The sequence below is a fragment of the Ochrobactrum sp. WV_118_8 genome (assembly GCF_039631535.1).
GTDB lineage: Bacteria > Pseudomonadota > Alphaproteobacteria > Rhizobiales > Rhizobiaceae > Brucella > Brucella anthropi.
In genome coordinates this window covers 2,351,389-2,367,211 of the sequence record NZ_JBDIUZ010000001.1, presented here as the reverse complement: position 1 = coordinate 2,367,211, position 15,823 = coordinate 2,351,389, and the positions used below count along the sequence as shown (strand labels likewise).

The window sequence follows — 15,823 nt, the reverse complement described above, 5'->3', positions numbered from 1 at the left end:
GCATTTCGATGCGCATCATGAAAGATCTTCAGGGCCGCGATGCGGCCCTGATTGCTGGCGTAACCCTGATCGTGGCGGTTCTGTCGCTTCTGCCAATGAGCAGGCTGCTGGTCGAACTGGTCGCGCCGCAGGGGCAGTTTTCGACCTCGGCGCTGGTGGAAACGCTTGGCAGCCAGTCGACCTGGGTAGCGACATGGCATTCGCTGCAGATCGGCATTGGCGGCACGCTGCTGGCGCTGGCGTTTGGCATTGTTGCGGCGCTGCTCGTCGGTCTCACCAACATGCGCGGGCGCAATGTCTTTGTGCTTTTCTACGTCACCCCGCTGCTGATCGCCCCGCAGGTAACAGCGCTGGCGTGGCTCCAGCTTTTCGGGCCTTCCAGCCAGTTCCTCAAGATCATCGGCATGGCGCCGCCGCTTGGCAGCCGCAATCCGCTCTATTCTGTCTGGGGCATTATTTTTCTGCTTGGCGTGCAATATGGACCGCTGGTCTTTCTGATCGTGCGGGCAGGCCTGCGCAAACTCCCACGCGAACTGGTGGAAGCGGGTCTGAGTGCCGGTGCCAGCAAATGGACCGTTTTGCGCACCATCATCCTGCCGCTGATGACGCCATCGATTATCGGCGCTGCTGCCTTGGCTTTCGTGTCGTGTGTCGGCAATTTCGGCATCCCGGCGTTTCTGGGGATTCCGTCGAATTATCTCGTTTTGCCAACGCTGATTTATCAGCGTCTTGCAGGCGGTGGGCCAGCGGTGCTCTCCAGCGTCGCGGTGCTTTCTGTGCTAATTGGTCTGATCGCCATGGCAGGGATCGCAGCACAGGATTATGCCTCGCGTCGTCGTGATTTCCGCATTGTTTCGACGTCGCTTCCAGCTGCACCCTTCGCGCTTGGCCGCTGGCGCGTGTTGGTGGAAGCCGCGGCATGGCTCCTGATTGTTATCGTGCTGTTTCTGCCGTTGATCGGTCTTACGTTGTCCGCTCTGGTTCCGGCCTATGGTGTGCCGCTGACATTTGCGACGGCAACAGCCGAGAATTTCCGTTTCGTGCTGCTTGAACATGCTGGTGCTGCGCGCGCTTTCCGCAACAGTGCGGTTCTGTCGTTGGCGGCAGCATTCTTTGCGGTGCTGATAGCAGTTCCGCTTGCCTATATGCTGGCATGGCGTAAACGGCGCTGGACGCCGATCCTCAATTTCGCAGCCGAGATGCCCTATGCGTTACCGGGCGTAGTTCTCGCGATTGCCTGTCTGCTGATGTTCTTAAAGCCGCTGCCAGTGGTTGGTGTCAGCCTCTACAACACGCTTTGGATCATCCTCTTTGCCTATCTTGCGCGCTTCTTCGTGCTGGCGCTGCGGCCAACGGTTGCCGGGCTGCACCAGATCGACCGTGCTTTGGAAGAAGCAGCGCGCGTTGCGGGGGCGGGGCTTTTCTATCGGCTGCGGACCATTATATTCCCTCTGGTCGCCCCGGCGACGCTTGCAGGCGGCGTGCTCATTTTCATGACCGCCTTCTGTGAGCTGACGGTTTCAGCGCTTCTTTGGGCGTCGGGATCGGAAACGCTGGGCGTGGTGATGTTTTCTTTCGAACAGGCGGGCGATTCCGCCTATGCGGCTGCCATATCCATTCTGGCCGTTGCGGTGACATTCATGCTGATGCTTGCAACAAATCTGTTTGCGCGGCGTCTTCCAAACGGAGTGCTGCCATGGCGCGACTGAAAATCGCTTCTGTTTCCAAGGCCTTCAACGAGTTTCAGGCCCTGTCTGAAGTGTCGCTCGATGTGAAGGACGGCGAGTTTGTTGCTATTCTCGGACCGTCCGGCTGCGGCAAGACCACGCTTCTGCGGATGATTGCAGGTTTTGAAGACGTCGATGGCGGCGAAATCCACATTGGTGACAGCCGCGTTTCCCATGTTGACGGGAACGTGCCGCCGGAGAAGCGACAGGTCGGTATCGTCTTCCAGAACTATGCGCTCTGGCCGCATATGACGGTCGAAGAGAATGTCGGCTATAGTCTGCGGGTGGCCAAAGTTGCCAAAGCCGAGCGCGAGGCTCGTGTGAAGCAAGCGCTCGCGCTGGTCGATCTCGACGGTTTCGGTGATCGCCGTCCGGCCAATCTTTCGGGCGGTCAGCGGCAGCGTGTGGCATTGGCCCGCTGTCTGGTGGCAGCCCCTTCGCTGGTATTGTTTGATGAACCGCTTGCCAATCTCGACGTGCATTTGCGTGCGTCGATGGAAGACGAGTTTGCGGCTTTCCACAAGCGCACCGGCACGACGATCATCTACATCACGCATGATCAGGCCGAGGCCATGGCGCTTGCCGACCGGATTGCGGTGCTTGATCATGGCAAGCTTCAGCAGTTCGATACGCCGCGCAAGCTTTACGAGGAACCGGCCAGCGAAATGGTCGCGTCCTTTATCGCGCATGGCATGGTTCTGCCTGCGGAGGTCGTGTCCTTTGCGCAGGCGGGACAGTGCGAGGCGCTGGTGCTGGGAAGCCGGACGCAGGTGCGTTGTTCTGGCATTGAAATGCCGCGTGCCAATGCACAGCTCTGCGTTCGTGCAGAAGATTTGACATTGACCGAAACCGGCGGCATCCCCGTGCGGGTCAAACGTTCAGTCTATCGCGGTGGTGGTTCCCGCATCGAGGCATCGCCTCTGACAAAGCCGGATATTCACCTGCATTTTGAACTGCGCGATCCGGTGCGACTGGAAGAAGGCGACGAGGTTCGCATCGCCATTCGCGGTGGCTGGATCATTCCCACTGATGAAATGCCGGTGAGAAAAGTCTCAACCGGCTTCCCAATCGGCAATAAGATTTAGCTTATTTTTTCTTCATCGCTTCCAAAAGTGCGGCACCGAAACCACCGGTTGATGGCTGTTCCTGCTTGCGCTGTGGAGTGAAGTTTTTGGCAGGCCGCTGGTCGCGGTTTGCAGGACCACGTGGGGCAGGGGCTTCACCGCCGTCCTTTCTCATCGTCAGGCCGATGCGCTTGCGTGGCACATCCACTTCCGTCACGCGTACCTTCACCACATCGCCAGCCTTGACCACTTCATGCGGGTCTTTGACGAAGCGGTCGGCGAGCTGCGAAACATGGACAAGTCCGTCCTGATGCACACCGATATCGACAAAGGCACCAAAGGCAGCAACGTTTGTGACGGTGCCTTCAAGCATCATGCCGGGTTTCAGGTCCTTGATGTCATCGATGCCATCGGCAAAGGTCGCGGTCTTGAATTCAGGGCGCGGATCGCGGCCCGGCTTGTCGAGCTCGGCGATGATGTCACGCACGGTTGGCAGACCAAAACGCTCATCGACAAAGACGCGCGGATCGAGCGCCTTGAGTGCTGCGCTATCACCCATGAGGCTGCGCACATCGCGGCCGCAGGCGGAAACGATCTTTTTGGCAACGCCATAGGCTTCCGGGTGAACGGAGGATGCATCAAGCGGCTCGGTGCCGTTGGCGATACGCAGGAAGCCCGCGCATTGTTCAAAAGCGCGATTGCCGAGGCGGGCGACTTTCAGAAGTTCCTTGCGGTTCTTGAAGGCACCGGCTGCATCACGATGCGCAACAATTGCTTCGGCGAGAGACTTTCCGAGACCGGACACACGTGCCAGCAGTGAGGCGGATGCCGTGTTGAGATCAACGCCGACAGCGTTCACTGCATCTTCGACTACCGCATCGAGCGAACGCGCCAGACGGGACTGATCGACATCATGCTGATACTGGCCAACGCCGATGGATTTCGGCTCGATCTTGACGAGCTCCGCCAAAGGGTCCTGCAAGCGGCGGGCGATGGAAACGGCACCGCGCAGCGATACGTCGAGCTGCGGAAATTCGTTCGCTGCGGCTTCTGACGCCGAATAGACCGATGCACCTGCTTCCGACACGATGACTTTGAGCGGCTTTGGCGCTGGCATGTCGGTGAGCATATCAACGACAAGCCGTTCGGTTTCGCGGCTGCCTGTGCCGTTGCCGATGGCAATCAGTTCGATCTTGTGTTTGCGGATCAGGCTTGCGAGCTCGGCCTGGGTACCACGCACATCGTTCTTTGGCGGAAACGGATAGACCGTCGTTGTGTCGAGCAGTTTGCCAGTGCCATCGACGATTGCGACCTTAACGCCGGTGCGGATGCCCGGATCAAGGCCCATGGTGGCCCGCGAACCGGCAGGCGCGGCCAACAGCAGGTCTTTGAGGTTGCGGGCGAAGACGTTGATGGCTTCTTCCTCGGCGCGTTCACGCAGGTCGCGCATCAGGTCGAGCGACAGGGAGAGCGAGAGTTTGACGCGCCAAGCCCAGCCTGCAACTTCCATCAGCCAGCGGTCGCCGGGCAGGGTTGCGCCGATATTATAGGCGGCTGCAATTTTGCGTTCGACCGGCTTTACCGGCGAGGTGTCGTCGGCGTCGATTTCAATGTCGAGCGACAGGAAATCCTCGTTGCGTCCGCGCAGCATGGCCAGAGCCCGGTGGCCTGCAACATTTGCCCAGCGCTCGAAATGGTCGAAATAATCCGAGAATTTTGCGCCTGCATCCTGTTTGCCATCGACCACACGTGAGCGCAGAACAGCGCGTTCCTTGAGATAGTTGCGCAGATTGCCGATCAGTTCGGCATTTTCCGCAAAGCCTTCTGCGACGATGTCGCGCGCACCATCCAGTGCTGCCTTCACATCGGCAACTTCACCGGTGACATATTGCGCAGCAATCTCGGTGGGGACCAGCCTGCGGTCGGTCAGAATGGCTTCGGCAAGCGGTCCAAGACCGCGTTCGCGGGCGATTTCCGCTTTGGTGCGACGCTTGGGCTTATAGGGCAGATAGAGGTCTTCAAGCTCGGCCTTGGTCTGAGCGCCAGCTATTTTTAGTTCGAGTTCTGGTGTGAGCTTTTCCTGTCCGCGGATCGATTCCAGAATGGACGAGCGCCGCGCCTCAAGTTCGCGCAAGTAAGCGAGGCGCTCTGAAAGCTGTCGCAGCTGTGTATCATCAAGGCCGCCGGTGACTTCCTTGCGGTAACGGGCGACGAAAGGCACGGTTGAGCCTTCGTCCAGCAGGCCGATGGCCGCCAGTGCCTGATCCGGCTTTGCGTTGATTTCCGCCGCGATGATCCCGGCAATGCGCTTGGTAATGTCCGCCATGTATTTTCCAATTCTCGACTGTCACGGCGAACATAGTCGGATGCCGGTTCGGCGCAATCAAGGCAGTATTGATGTTCCACAGGAAAGGCGTCGCTTTTCCCGTTCACGCGCATGTGAACGGCACACCCCTTTATAAATCGGATTCACTCAATACTTATATCGGGAAATGACGATACGTATCAAAAGATCAGCGAGGTGACTGCGATGTCGGATGTTCAATCTATACCCTTGGACGAGATACTCAAGGCGCTCGCCAATCCAGTGCGGCTCGACATTTTGAGCTGGCTCAAGGAACCGGAGAACCATTTCTCCGATCAGCACATGCCTCTGGAGATGGGCGTGTGCGCGGGCCAGTTCGAACGGTGCGGCCTCTCCCAGTCGTCCGTTTCTGCTCATTTGTCCGTGCTGACAAAGGCGGGGCTGATCATGCCCCACCGCGTTGGCCAATGGACGTTCTACAAGCGTGATGAAGAGGCGATAGCCGCCTTCATCAAAGCTGTATCCGATCTTTAATTCACCAGTCCAATCTTTCCCATTTGCCCAATCTTTCCCATTTGAAGGAATGTATCCATGGCCACATTGTTCGATCCAGTTACAATCGGCGATCTGAAGCTTGCCAATCGTATTGTTATGGCACCGCTGACGCGTAATCGCTCACCGCGCGCCGTGCCGAATGATCTCAACGTCACCTATTACGAACAGCGCGCCAGTGCGGGCCTCATCATCACGGAGGCAACGCCGATCAGCCATCAGGGACAGGGCTATGCCGATGTGCCGGGCCTTTATTCCGCCGAACAGTTGGCAGGCTGGAAACGTGTGACCGACGCAGTGCACAGCGCAGGCGGCAAGATCGTCGTGCAGATGTGGCATGTGGGGCGTATTTCACACAACACGTTGCAGCCAAATGGCGGCAAGCCGGTTGCGCCGTCGGCCATCATCGCCAAATCAAAGACCTATCTTGTGCATCCCGATGGCACCGGCGAATTTGCGCCAACCTCTGAACCGCGTGCACTTGAAAAGAGCGAGCTTCCGGAAATCATTGCGACCTATGCCAAGGCTGCCAAGGATGCCGTTGAAGTGGCTGGTTTCGACGGCGTCGAAATTCATGCGGCAAACGGCTATCTGATCGATCAGTTCCTGCGTTCGGACAGCAACCATCGTACCGATGAATATGGCGGCTCCATCGAAAACCGCGCCCGCTTCCTGTTTGAAGTGGTGGATGCGATCACCAAGTCGGTTGCGCCGGGCAAGGTCGGCATTCGTCTTTCGCCAGTGACGCCCGCCAATGACGCGTCGGATTCCGATCCACAGCCGCTGTTCGACTATGTGCTCGACAAGCTCGCGGCTTACGGTCTTGCATATGTTCATATCATTGAAGGTGCAACGGGCGGTCCGCGGGACTTCCAACAGGGCCCGCAGCCATTCGATTATGCACATCTTAAGCAGGTTTATCGCGATGCTGGCGGCGAAGCTGCTTGGATGGTCAATAATGGCTATGATCGTGAACTGGCGGAAGAAGAGATAGAAAGCGGTCGCGCTGACGTCGTGGCCTTTGGCAAGCCGTTCATCTCGAACCCTGATCTTGTGCGTCGCTTGAAGGATAATGCTCCGCTCAATGAGCTGGACCAGCAGCATATGTATGGCGGCGGCGCCAAGGGATATACAGATTATCCGATTCTTGCCTAACAGCGAAAAAAGCCCGGCGAATTGCCGGGCTTTTTGTTACAGACGCGCCCGCGTCGAGCGCGGTGTGGCAAGCAGCAGGTTGGTTTCGCTGGCCTTGATGCCCGGCACCAGCCTGATGCGGCGCAGCACGGCATCAAAATCGGTGAGCGTCGCAGCACCCAGTTCCACTACCAGATCGAAGCGGCCATTGGTGGTGTGAACGGCGGAAACTTCCGAGAAACCGCCGAGCGCCTTGACCACACGGTCGGCGACATTGCCCTCGATTTCGATCATCATGATACCGCGTACCGGTAGATCAACCGCATCGGACCGCAGGATCACCGTGTAGCCGATGATGTCGCCGGACTGTTCCAATCGTTCCATACGGGCGCGGACCGTTGCGCGGGAAACGCCAAGATCGATTGCCACATCCGAAATACTGCGCCGTCCGTTGTGACGTAAAAGCGTGATGAGCTTTTCATCCAGATCGTCCATGTTTTCTCCATTTTGAAAAGCCAATCCGACATTCTGATAAACCAAACCGTTAAAATTGCCAATCCGGTTGCTTCACATCGCCAAGCGTAAATGGTCAATCTAGGGCAATAATTTCTCTGGAGTAGCAGTTTATGCATTGCAAGATTTTGGGATTGCCTGTTCAGGAAGGCACTGGTCGTCTGGGCTGCAATATGGGCCCTGACGGTTATCGCGCTGCTGGTATTGCGGATGCGATTCGTGAACTCGGCCATGAGTTTACCGATCTCGGTAATCTGGCTCCGACCGAACTGCGCCCTTTGACCCATCCCAATCCTGCGATCAAGGCTTTGCCGCAGGCTGTCGCCTGGATCGAAGCAATCAGCGAAGCTGCTTATCGTGAGAGTGCAGACGGTTTTCCGATCTTCCTCGGTGGCGATCATCTGCTTGCAGCAGGCACTGTTCCCGGCATTGCGCGCCGCGCCGCAGAAAAGGGTCGCAAGCAATTTGTGCTGTGGCTTGATGCGCATACGGATTTCCACACGCTGGAAACGACTGGCAGCGGCAATCTGCACGGCACGCCTGTTGCCTATTACACGGGCCAGAAGGGCTTTGAGGGCTACTTCCCGGCCCTGGCGGCACCGATTGATCCCGCCAATGTTTGCATGATGGGTATTCGCAGTGTTGATCCGGCAGAACGCGCTGCAATCAAGCAGACCGATGTTGCCGTCTATGACATGCGCCTTATCGACGAACATGGTGTTGCTGCCTTGCTGCGTCGCTTCCTTAAGCGCGTGAAGGACGAAAACGGCCTTCTGCACGTCAGCCTCGATGTCGACTTCCTTGAACCTTCGATTGCGCCGGCTGTCGGCACCACGGTTCCGGGCGGAGCGACCTTCCGTGAAGCGCATCTCATCATGGAAATGCTGCATGACAGCGATCTGGTGACGAGCCTCGATCTCGTCGAGCTGAACCCGTTTCTCGATGAACGCGGACGTACCGCAACGGTGATGGTCGACCTGATGGCGAGCCTTTTGGGCCGCAGCGTCATGGACCGTCCAACCATCAATTACTGAATTCAGGAGGCCGCATTCGTGAAGCGCCGGGTGGTTCCATCCGGCGGCAGAATGCTCAAGCTAATTGTATTACGCGCATCTTGTTCCGAAAACCGCTTCGCACTTTTCGGGATGCGCTCAAGGAGCAATAATGACCCAACCGAACCTCAATATCGTCCCCTTCGTCAGCGTCGATCATATGATGAAGCTGGTGCTGTCCGTCGGCGTGGAAACCTTCCTCAAGGAACTCGCCGACTATGTCGAAGAAGATTTCCGCCGCTGGGAAAACTTCGACAAGACGCCGCGTGTGGCGTCGCACTCGAAGGAAGGCGTGATTGAGCTGATGCCGACGAGCGACGGAACGCTCTATGGCTTCAAATATGTGAACGGCCATCCGAAGAACACGCGTGAAGGTCTCCAGACCGTTACGGCATTCGGCGTTCTTGCCGATGTGGGCAGCGGCTATCCGATGCTGCTGACCGAAATGACCATCCTGACTGCGCTGCGCACTGCCGCGACTTCGGCAGTAGCCGCCAAGCATCTGGCCCCGAAGAATTCCAGCACGATGGCCATCATCGGCAATGGCGCGCAAAGTGAATTCCAGGCTCTGGCTTTCAAGGCACTGCTCGGCGTCGACAAGCTGCGTCTCTACGATCTTGATCCGGAAGCGACTGCCAAGTGCATGCGCAACCTGCAGGGCGCCGGTTTCGACATCGTTGCCTGCAAGACGGTCGAAGAGGCTGTCGAGGGTGCGGACATCATCACCACCGTCACCGCCGACAAGGCCAATGCGACGATCCTGACTGACAACATGGTTGGCGCTGGCGTGCACATCAATGCGGTTGGCGGCGATTGCCCGGGCAAGACGGAACTGCACGGCGATATTCTGCGCCGTTCGGACATCTTCGTCGAGTACCCACCGCAGACCCGCATCGAAGGCGAAATCCAGCAGCTGCCGGAAGATTATCCGGTCAAGGAGCTTTGGGAAGTCATCACCGGCAAGATCGCCGGACGCAACGATGCCCGCCAGATTACGCTGTTCGATTCCGTCGGCTTTGCGACCGAGGATTTTTCGGCCCTGCGCTATGTGCGTGACAAGCTGAAGGACACGAGCTTCTACGAAAAGCTGGATCTTCTTGCCGATCCAGATGAGCCTCGCGATCTCTATGGCATGCTGCTGCGTCACGAAAAGCTGCTGGAAGGCGAAAAGACCAAGCCAGCGGCCTGATCCGGTCTTTTGACCAGCTTCCACTTTTGGAAGACGGGCTCTACCTGTTGCAACCCTGCCGCGCTTGATGCACGGCAGGGGCACGTTTTCGCAGTCGCTGCGATAAATCCTTGGTGCCTTGCGCGATTTCCATTATTGCAGGATGTGATTTCTGTGATGGGGTGCATCAGGCATGGGCGACAGGGTGGAAAACGAAACATCCTACAGGCAACCGGCGAATGTTGTGCGGTCTGCCGCCAGTCCGGTCGTCTTCTGCGACACGCTGGGCCTTTATCAGGCCCCTGTTGGCCCATCTCTTGATACGGTTGTCTTGTTCGCAAGCCCCTGGGGGCTGGAAGAGCTCTGCACGACACGCAAATTCTGGCGCATCATCGCCGACGGACTTTCGGTGCAGGGGATAGGCTCCTTCCGCTTCGATTGGCCCGGTACGGGCGATGGACGCGACGACATCGAATTTTCCAAAGGGCTGGAGCTCTGGCGCAATACGCTTGCTGAAGCTGCCCGGAAGGCGCGTGACCTGTCCGGGGCAAGCCGCGTCATCATCATTGGACAGAGCCTTGGTGCAGCGATTGCTGCCGAAACTGCGGCCCGGATCGAAGGCATCGCAGCGTTGGCGCTTCTGGCGCCGGTCATTTCCGGGCGGTTCTACACGCGTGAACTGGCCGTCTGGTCGAGTATGGTCGATGCCGATCTGGGCCTGACGGACGAGCAAAGGATCAAGAACAGCGTTTCCATCGCATCGTTGACAATGCAGCCGGAAGTGGCCGCCGATGTAAAGAAGATCAATCTTCTGTCGCTGGAGACGAAGCCTGCGCCTCAATGCCTTTTGCTGGCGCGGACGGACCGTCCGAACGATGCCGAATTGGCAACGCATCTGGAAGGGCTGGGCGCCGATGTGACGGTTGAAGCTTTTACCGATTACGACAAGCTGATTTCGAACCCGGTCATCTCGCGCCTGCCGCTGGAAGTCGCGGACCGGCTTGTCGACTGGGCGGCAGGTCTGGCAGGTTCGCAGCCTGCGCAGAACAAGCCGGATGAAAAGGCACTCGGCGGCACTTTGACGGGTGACGGTTTTGTGGAAACACCTGTCTCGTTCGGCTCCGGCAATCGCCTCTCAGGTGTTCTCTGCGCACCCGTGGGTGAGCGGCGCGGCAGAACGGTCCTGTTCCTCTCCGCAGCCTATGATCGACGTGTCGGGTGGGGGCGTACGACCGTCGATATGGCGCGCAAGCTTGCGCGGGAAGGGACAGCGTCGCTGCGCTTCGATATTGCGAATGCAGGCGACAGCCCGCCCAATCCGGGGATGCCGGAACAGGTGCTTTATACCAATGGGGCAGAGGCCGATGTTGCCGAAGCACTCGACTATCTCGACACTATTGGTTGGGGCCGTCCCATTATCGCAGGACGATGCAGCGGTGCCTTTCTGGGGTTCCACAGTGCCTTGAAAGACGAGCGCATTTCCGGTGCAGTCCTCGTCAATCCGGAGACGTTCTATTGGGCGCCGGGACGCTCTGTGGAAGATGCCGTTCGCGACGGCAAGCGTACGCTGGAGGATTATGGCAGCCGCGCGCTCCGCGCCGAAACATTCCAGCGCTTGTTTCGCGGTGAACTGGATATCCGTGCCATCCTGCGTAACATCTCGCGCGGGGTTGTCGGGCGTATTCGCGGGCTTGCACGCAAGCTTCTGCGCAGCCGCACAGTGGAAGGACGGGCAGTCTATTCGGCTTTTGACGAATTGAAGCAGCGTGAGGTGCCGCTGGCGCTGGTCTATGCCGAAAAGGATATCGGGCGCGAACATTTCAATTTCTATTTTGATCAGGCGGGCACCAAGCTGCAGGGCTTCGACAATGCGTCAGTCGCCATCATTCCGGATGCCGATCATAATCTGACGCCGGAACATTCGCGCGAGATTTATATCGGCGCGATCCGCGCAATGGCCTTGCGGGGTTAGAACCAGACGATCCGTGACGAACCGGCGATGCGGATTTCTCCAGACGGTTTTTCGAGTGTTGCCTTACGTGGAACAAGGGCGATGCGTTTCGTCTCGTTGGGAGCAAGGTGAAACCAGTTCTCGACAGCCCGCCAGTCACCTGCATCGATGCTGACAGATTGGGCCAGAACTGGCGTTTTCAGATCGAGGAACCAGTTTCCGTTCTCTTCGATGGGAGCTACTTCGATAGTGGCGTCGTGAAATGCCTTTGTTCGTCCGAGCGGAAAGTGAAATGCCTCGGCAATCGTAATGTCATTGCGCTTCAGTCGCGCAACGGTCACGTCATGGGCCGGAGGGCCGAAACGATAGGCGTAAGTGACATCGAAGAATGCGCCGAACAAATCCGTTGCGGCAATGGTGATCGCTGAACGACTGGCAATTGAAAGATCACGGCGGCCGGAAACCACCGGCTGCGAACCGGCGCGCAAACAGGTCAGTTCAAGCGAAAGATCAGCGGATTCTGCCTGCTCATTCAGAACATGAATCGCGAGGCCATTGACGCCTTCATCGGTCAAGGCGACCTGCTGTGGACGGAAGGCGCGTTTCAAACCATGCCATGAGGCTTTGGGTTCGCCGGTCGCATCGATCATGCCCCAACCGGCACCGGGCAGCAGGTCCTGAAACATCCAGAGAAGTGCACCGAAACAGGTGCTTCCCGGTCGTCTCCACTCGGCGAAGGTCGCTTCCATCACTTCCGCCGTGACAGCGCGGGAAAGGTGGAGATACTGTTCCACATCCTCGCGCCGCAGCCGTGCCGGATCATAGCCGTACAGCATCTCCAGATAGGCGTCCCGCACATCCTCGAAATCCCAGGACACACCACGGTCGCGGGGCACGCGTGCTTTCCAGCGCGGATCGTGAACCGGGGGTACATCGAGATGGGTTTTCAGCGTGCGCGCTTCGGGCACGTTGGAGAAGGCCAGACATTCGGTCGCAAAGCGTACTTCCGCGCGCCGCGCATCGTCCAGCGGACGGCAATAAGCGCTGACTCCATAGTAATGGCTGACGCCTTCATTGCTGATGAAGGGAAGGGCGCCATCGCAGGGCGAGTTCGGCACATAGGGAATATTCGGGCAAAGTTTACCGGCGATACCGGGCAGGATTTCCTCGGTAAGCGGGCCTTTCCAGGTCGCTTCCGACAGGCCCATCATTGCGCCCTGCTGATAGATTTCGCTACCGCCGCAGAGGATGCTCAGCGAAGGCGCATGCCTGACAGCGGTGAGAAGCTGTGAAGCTTCGGCCTGCACTTTTGCGACAAACGCTTCGTCCTTTACCGGATAGTCGAAATTGGCAAACATGAAGTCCTGCCACACCATGATGCCCAGCTCGTCACAGAGGGCATAGAAATCTGGTGTCTCATAGGCAGTGATGCCGCTCAGCCGCAGCATGTTAATGCCCGCTTCCTGCGCGAGCTTCAGCCATGGTTCGTAATCGTCGCGCGCGCCGGGAAGGCGGACGATATCGGCAGAACTCCATACTGCGCCGCGACAGAAAACCTTCTCGCCATTGATCCTGAGTGCAAAACCCTTGCGGTCCGGTCCGCGATCGACCTCGATGCGGCGGAACCCGGTGCGCCCCAGCAGGCGTAGTCCGCCGTCGAGCGAAAGTTCGACATTGTGAAGCGTTGGATTACCATGCGTGTGTGGCCACCATGGTTCAATATTGGGAAGCGTCAGCCTTGCCGTCCAATGATTGTCAGTCTGGCGCTCGCAGGCGATCTGCTGCCCCGCGCAATGGAGAGTGGGTGCCTCGGCCTTGCCGCTATAGGTAAAACTGACCTGAAGTTCGCCATCGCCGGTTTCTGTCAGTCTTGCCTGAATGGCGATGTCGGATATGGTCTCCGTATCAGAACGGCTGATGGAAATCGGACGCCATGGACCCACGGCATGCACTTCCGGGCACCAGCCTGGCATATAGCCAAGCGCGGTCGTGCGAATGAGGCGCAGACCTTGCGTGTTCATCAGTTGCGTGCGCCAGCGGGCACGCGGGCCTTTTTGGCTGAGGCGAGGCGCGAGCGCGCGGAAACAGAGGGCAAGCTCGTCCTTGCCGGTCAGTGTAACGGGCAGATCATGGCCGAGAAACATGCTGTCGGTTTGCAGCAGCAATTCGCCATTGAAAAAGATGTCGCAAATCGTGGCAAGCCCGCCAAAATGGAGTGTGGCGGGGCCGGGTGTCTCCTCGATATCAAGGAAATACCAGGCTTGCCTGCTATCGAGCGCTACGGGATTGTTTCGGTCGAAATGCCCCGATTTTTCCAGAGCTTCCGCCACTGTGCCGGGCACCGGCGCACCATTGATCGCCGTACTGGACTTGGCATCATGCGGCGTTTGCGCCGCATCCGGGCCGGTGACAGCAAGCCGCCAGCCGGTCGAGAGCGGTCGTTTGGTCGGGTTTAGTTCAAGCCGCATCGCGACCAAGTTCCGCTGCAAGCGCTGCCGTCAACCGATCCCAGGCATCTGCCGCCGGTTGTAGCGTTCCGGCCAATGCGTCGAATTTCTTGCGCATGACGGCGCGGGCGAGCTGGAACTGAACAGCCTTTGCCGTTTCCGCAATCTGCAAGGCATCTGCCGAGGCCGTTGCAAAGCGCCTGCCTTGCCCGAGCCAGTCGAAATGACTTGCCGCGAGTTCGAAATTCGCGCCGAGCTGGCGCAGCGTGTTGAATGCATACTTATGGAAGAAGCCGAACGGGCGTTCCGCGATTGCTTCAACCTGTCCCGGAAACACGCTGGCAAAGGCACGAATAGGGTTTTCCTTCGGCCTGCGGGCAAAGTGGCGGGGCAGAAGGATTTCGGCAACGCGTCGCTGATGCGCTTCATCCGGCACATGCTTCGGAAACTTGGCGAATTCCGTATAGGGCAGGAAGGGCAGTTCGGCTTCCGTCAGATGACGCTGGAAGACACCGTCGAAATCCTCACCTTCGAGATGATAGAAACCGCCATTGTGGAAATAGTCCAGCAAGCGGTTTTCGACGTCCATACGGTTGATGGCGATGGTCGTCTTGCCATGTTCCGTGCGATAGCTGACGCCATGCGCATCCGGCATGAAGTAGCTGTCCATTTCGATCATGCAGAGGCGTCCGCGCGCGATCTGCTCGGCGACATGGCTTTCCACGCGGTCGAAAATCGCAAGCTCCGTCGCCCGCACGCCATAAAGGGCTTCGAGGTCTTCCAGCGGCACCTTGAAGAAGGTGAACTGGTCGCCCTCGAAATCCTGTGTCAGCGTGAAACCGAGCATGGCTTCCGGAGCGACACCCAATGTTGCCAGCACTTCGATCCAAAGATCGACATAGCAGTTGGTTTCCGGCCAGATACGCGTCTGGGCATGCAAAGCGTGCGGCGTGTAACGGTCGGGCGCGATGTTCGGAAAAACTGCCTGCATGGTGGTGATCAGCCCCACAATTCCTTGCGTACGTTTTCCGGCCAGATTTCAACATCCAGACCGTGATGATGGAAGAGCGCCAGCGCGATGCGCTCCAGTCCGAACCCGACGCAGGCCGTGTGCGCCACCGCACCGTCATCGAGGGAGAGGCCCCATTTCACGCCGAACTGGTCCTGATGATAGTTAAAGCTCATGCAAGCGGTCGGCTTTTCGACGCTGGTGATCGGGATCAGCAGCTCGAATTTCAGGTTCTGGTCGCGCTGGTTGTTGACCAGCAACTTGCCTGCGCGTCCGAAGAACGGGTCGTTGGCGACGTCGATTTCGACCGGCAGTCCGACCTTCTTCATCATTTCCGTGCCACGGTCGATCCAGAGCTGGCGGAACGACATCACATCGGCTTCGGTGCCCATGCGCACATATTCACGCATGCGGAAAAGCTGCTGGCGGGCAGGGTCGACCGACGGTTCATGACGGAAGCAATAGGATTGCAGGTCGTAAAGCCCGCCGCCCTGCGGCAGCGGTCCGCGTTTGGCCACAGTCGGATAGAGTGGATAACAGGCCGCAGGCGTCAGCACGATGTCTGTTGCCTTTTGCTCCAGCGTCCAGTCCGTGCCTTCATCCATGCATTTGATGAGATTGACGTGGTCAAGCTCGCAGCCACAGAAGCTGTGCACGGTGCCGGCCAGCTGCGGGAAGCTTTTCATGTAGCCGCTTTTTTCGAAAAAAGCGCGGTTCATGCCGGGTGGAAAGCGGATCGCTTCGGCGCCGTCATTGCCTCCGGTACGGTCGATCAGGCGTTCAAACGCCTGGATGACATCTTCGAACTGGCCGGAACGTCCGTATAGGCCTTCCACGCCGGTGTCGATCAGGAGACCGGAATCGAAAAGCCGGTCTAGAAATGATCTCTGAGCATCCATGG

12 protein-coding genes are annotated in these 15,823 nt (G+C 58.3%); 7 read left to right on the top strand and 5 right to left on the bottom strand.

What is annotated here, in order from left to right; all coding sequences use genetic code 11:
- The first annotated feature begins 8 nt into the window (after window positions 1-8).
- Window positions 9-1,709 (top strand): ABC transporter permease, encoded by a 1,701-nt coding sequence (locus tag ABDF71_RS11475; protein WP_151664342.1) that lies wholly within the window; start codon window positions 9-11, stop codon window positions 1,707-1,709.
- A complete protein-coding gene (locus ABDF71_RS11470; RefSeq protein ID WP_500061561.1) occupies window positions 1,697-2,812 on the top strand; it encodes an ABC transporter ATP-binding protein in 1,116 nt (371 codons plus the stop codon). Before ABDF71_RS11475 ends, ABDF71_RS11470 begins: the two co-directional genes overlap by 13 nt.
- Before the next feature lies 1 nt (window position 2,813).
- Here ABDF71_RS11470 and ABDF71_RS11465 read toward each other — a convergent pair whose 3' ends face one another.
- Complete coding sequence (locus ABDF71_RS11465; RefSeq protein ID WP_151664340.1) at window positions 2,814-5,117, bottom strand: Tex family protein; 2,304 nt, start codon at window positions 5,115-5,117, stop codon at window positions 2,814-2,816.
- Between the two features lie 204 nt (window positions 5,118-5,321).
- On the opposite strand from ABDF71_RS11465, the gene ABDF71_RS11460 reads away from it, so the two are divergent.
- Together ABDF71_RS11460 and ABDF71_RS11455 are read left to right on the top strand one after the other, a co-directional pair.
- Window positions 5,322-5,630 (top strand): ArsR/SmtB family transcription factor, encoded by a 309-nt coding sequence (locus ABDF71_RS11460; protein WP_012091525.1) that lies wholly within the window; start codon window positions 5,322-5,324, stop codon window positions 5,628-5,630.
- Between the two features lie 57 nt (window positions 5,631-5,687).
- The gene (locus ABDF71_RS11455; protein ID WP_151664339.1) at window positions 5,688-6,803 is read left to right on the top strand and encodes an alkene reductase; all 1,116 of its coding nucleotides are present in this window, start codon (window positions 5,688-5,690) and stop codon (window positions 6,801-6,803) included.
- A gap of 36 nt (window positions 6,804-6,839) precedes the next feature.
- On the opposite strand, the gene ABDF71_RS11450 is transcribed toward ABDF71_RS11455, so the two are convergent.
- Window positions 6,840-7,277, bottom strand: coding sequence for an Lrp/AsnC family transcriptional regulator (locus tag ABDF71_RS11450; protein WP_010659538.1), 438 nt, complete (start codon window positions 7,275-7,277; stop codon window positions 6,840-6,842).
- A gap of 131 nt (window positions 7,278-7,408) precedes the next feature.
- Here ABDF71_RS11450 and rocF point away from each other — a divergent pair, with 131 nt between their 5' ends.
- From rocF to ABDF71_RS11435, 3 genes are all read left to right on the top strand, one after another.
- Window positions 7,409-8,329 (top strand): arginase, encoded by a 921-nt coding sequence (gene rocF / locus ABDF71_RS11445; RefSeq protein WP_151615379.1) that lies wholly within the window; start codon window positions 7,409-7,411, stop codon window positions 8,327-8,329.
- Between the two features lie 130 nt (window positions 8,330-8,459).
- On the top strand, window positions 8,460-9,536 hold the full coding sequence (gene ocd, locus ABDF71_RS11440) for an ornithine cyclodeaminase (RefSeq protein ID WP_500061560.1): 1,077 nt from the start codon (window positions 8,460-8,462) through the stop codon (window positions 9,534-9,536).
- Window positions 9,537-9,708: 172 nt separating this feature from the next.
- On the top strand, window positions 9,709-11,487 hold the full coding sequence (locus tag ABDF71_RS11435) for an alpha/beta fold hydrolase (RefSeq protein ID WP_151664337.1): 1,779 nt from the start codon (window positions 9,709-9,711) through the stop codon (window positions 11,485-11,487).
- On the opposite strand, the gene ABDF71_RS11430 is transcribed toward ABDF71_RS11435, so the two are convergent.
- The 3 genes from ABDF71_RS11430 to ABDF71_RS11420 are packed head-to-tail and all read right to left on the bottom strand — an operon-like array spanning window position 11,484 to window position 15,821.
- Window positions 11,484-13,934 carry a glycoside hydrolase family 2 protein gene (locus tag ABDF71_RS11430; protein WP_500061559.1) on the bottom strand — a complete coding sequence of 817 codons (2,451 nt, stop codon included), beginning with the start codon at window positions 13,932-13,934 and terminating at the stop codon, window positions 11,484-11,486. The genes ABDF71_RS11435 and ABDF71_RS11430 overlap by 4 nt on opposite strands.
- Window positions 13,924-14,904, bottom strand: a complete 981-nt coding sequence (locus ABDF71_RS11425) for a DUF1839 family protein (RefSeq protein WP_192800286.1) — start codon at window positions 14,902-14,904, stop codon at window positions 13,924-13,926. The genes ABDF71_RS11430 and ABDF71_RS11425 overlap by 11 nt, the downstream gene beginning before the upstream one ends.
- A gap of 8 nt (window positions 14,905-14,912) precedes the next feature.
- Window positions 14,913-15,821 (bottom strand): amino acid--[acyl-carrier-protein] ligase, encoded by a 909-nt coding sequence (locus ABDF71_RS11420; RefSeq protein WP_010659544.1) that lies wholly within the window; start codon window positions 15,819-15,821, stop codon window positions 14,913-14,915.
- Between the last annotated feature and the right edge of the window lie 2 nt (window positions 15,822-15,823).

Bases quoted from the DNA above. Each gene is read 5' to 3' on its own strand.
- ABDF71_RS11475 (WP_151664342.1), top strand. From the start codon at position 9: ATGCGCATCATGAAAGATCTTCAGGGCCGCGATGCGGCCCTGATTGCT.
- ABDF71_RS11470 (WP_500061561.1), top strand. From the start codon at position 1,697: ATGGCGCGACTGAAAATCGCTTCTGTTTCCAAGGCCTTCAACGAGTTT.
- ABDF71_RS11465 (WP_151664340.1), bottom strand. From the start codon at position 5,117: ATGGCGGACATTACCAAGCGCATTGCCGGGATCATCGCGGCGGAAATC.
- ABDF71_RS11460 (WP_012091525.1), top strand. From the start codon at position 5,322: ATGTCGGATGTTCAATCTATACCCTTGGACGAGATACTCAAGGCGCTC.
- ABDF71_RS11455 (WP_151664339.1), top strand. From the start codon at position 5,688: ATGGCCACATTGTTCGATCCAGTTACAATCGGCGATCTGAAGCTTGCC.
- ABDF71_RS11450 (WP_010659538.1), bottom strand. From the start codon at position 7,277: ATGGACGATCTGGATGAAAAGCTCATCACGCTTTTACGTCACAACGGA.
- rocF (WP_151615379.1), top strand. From the start codon at position 7,409: ATGCATTGCAAGATTTTGGGATTGCCTGTTCAGGAAGGCACTGGTCGT.
- ocd (WP_500061560.1), top strand. From the start codon at position 8,460: ATGACCCAACCGAACCTCAATATCGTCCCCTTCGTCAGCGTCGATCAT.
- ABDF71_RS11435 (WP_151664337.1), top strand. From the start codon at position 9,709: ATGGGCGACAGGGTGGAAAACGAAACATCCTACAGGCAACCGGCGAAT.
- ABDF71_RS11430 (WP_500061559.1), bottom strand. From the start codon at position 13,934: ATGCGGCTTGAACTAAACCCGACCAAACGACCGCTCTCGACCGGCTGG.
- ABDF71_RS11425 (WP_192800286.1), bottom strand. From the start codon at position 14,904: ATGCAGGCAGTTTTTCCGAACATCGCGCCCGACCGTTACACGCCGCAC.
- ABDF71_RS11420 (WP_010659544.1), bottom strand. From the start codon at position 15,821: ATGGATGCTCAGAGATCATTTCTAGACCGGCTTTTCGATTCCGGTCTC.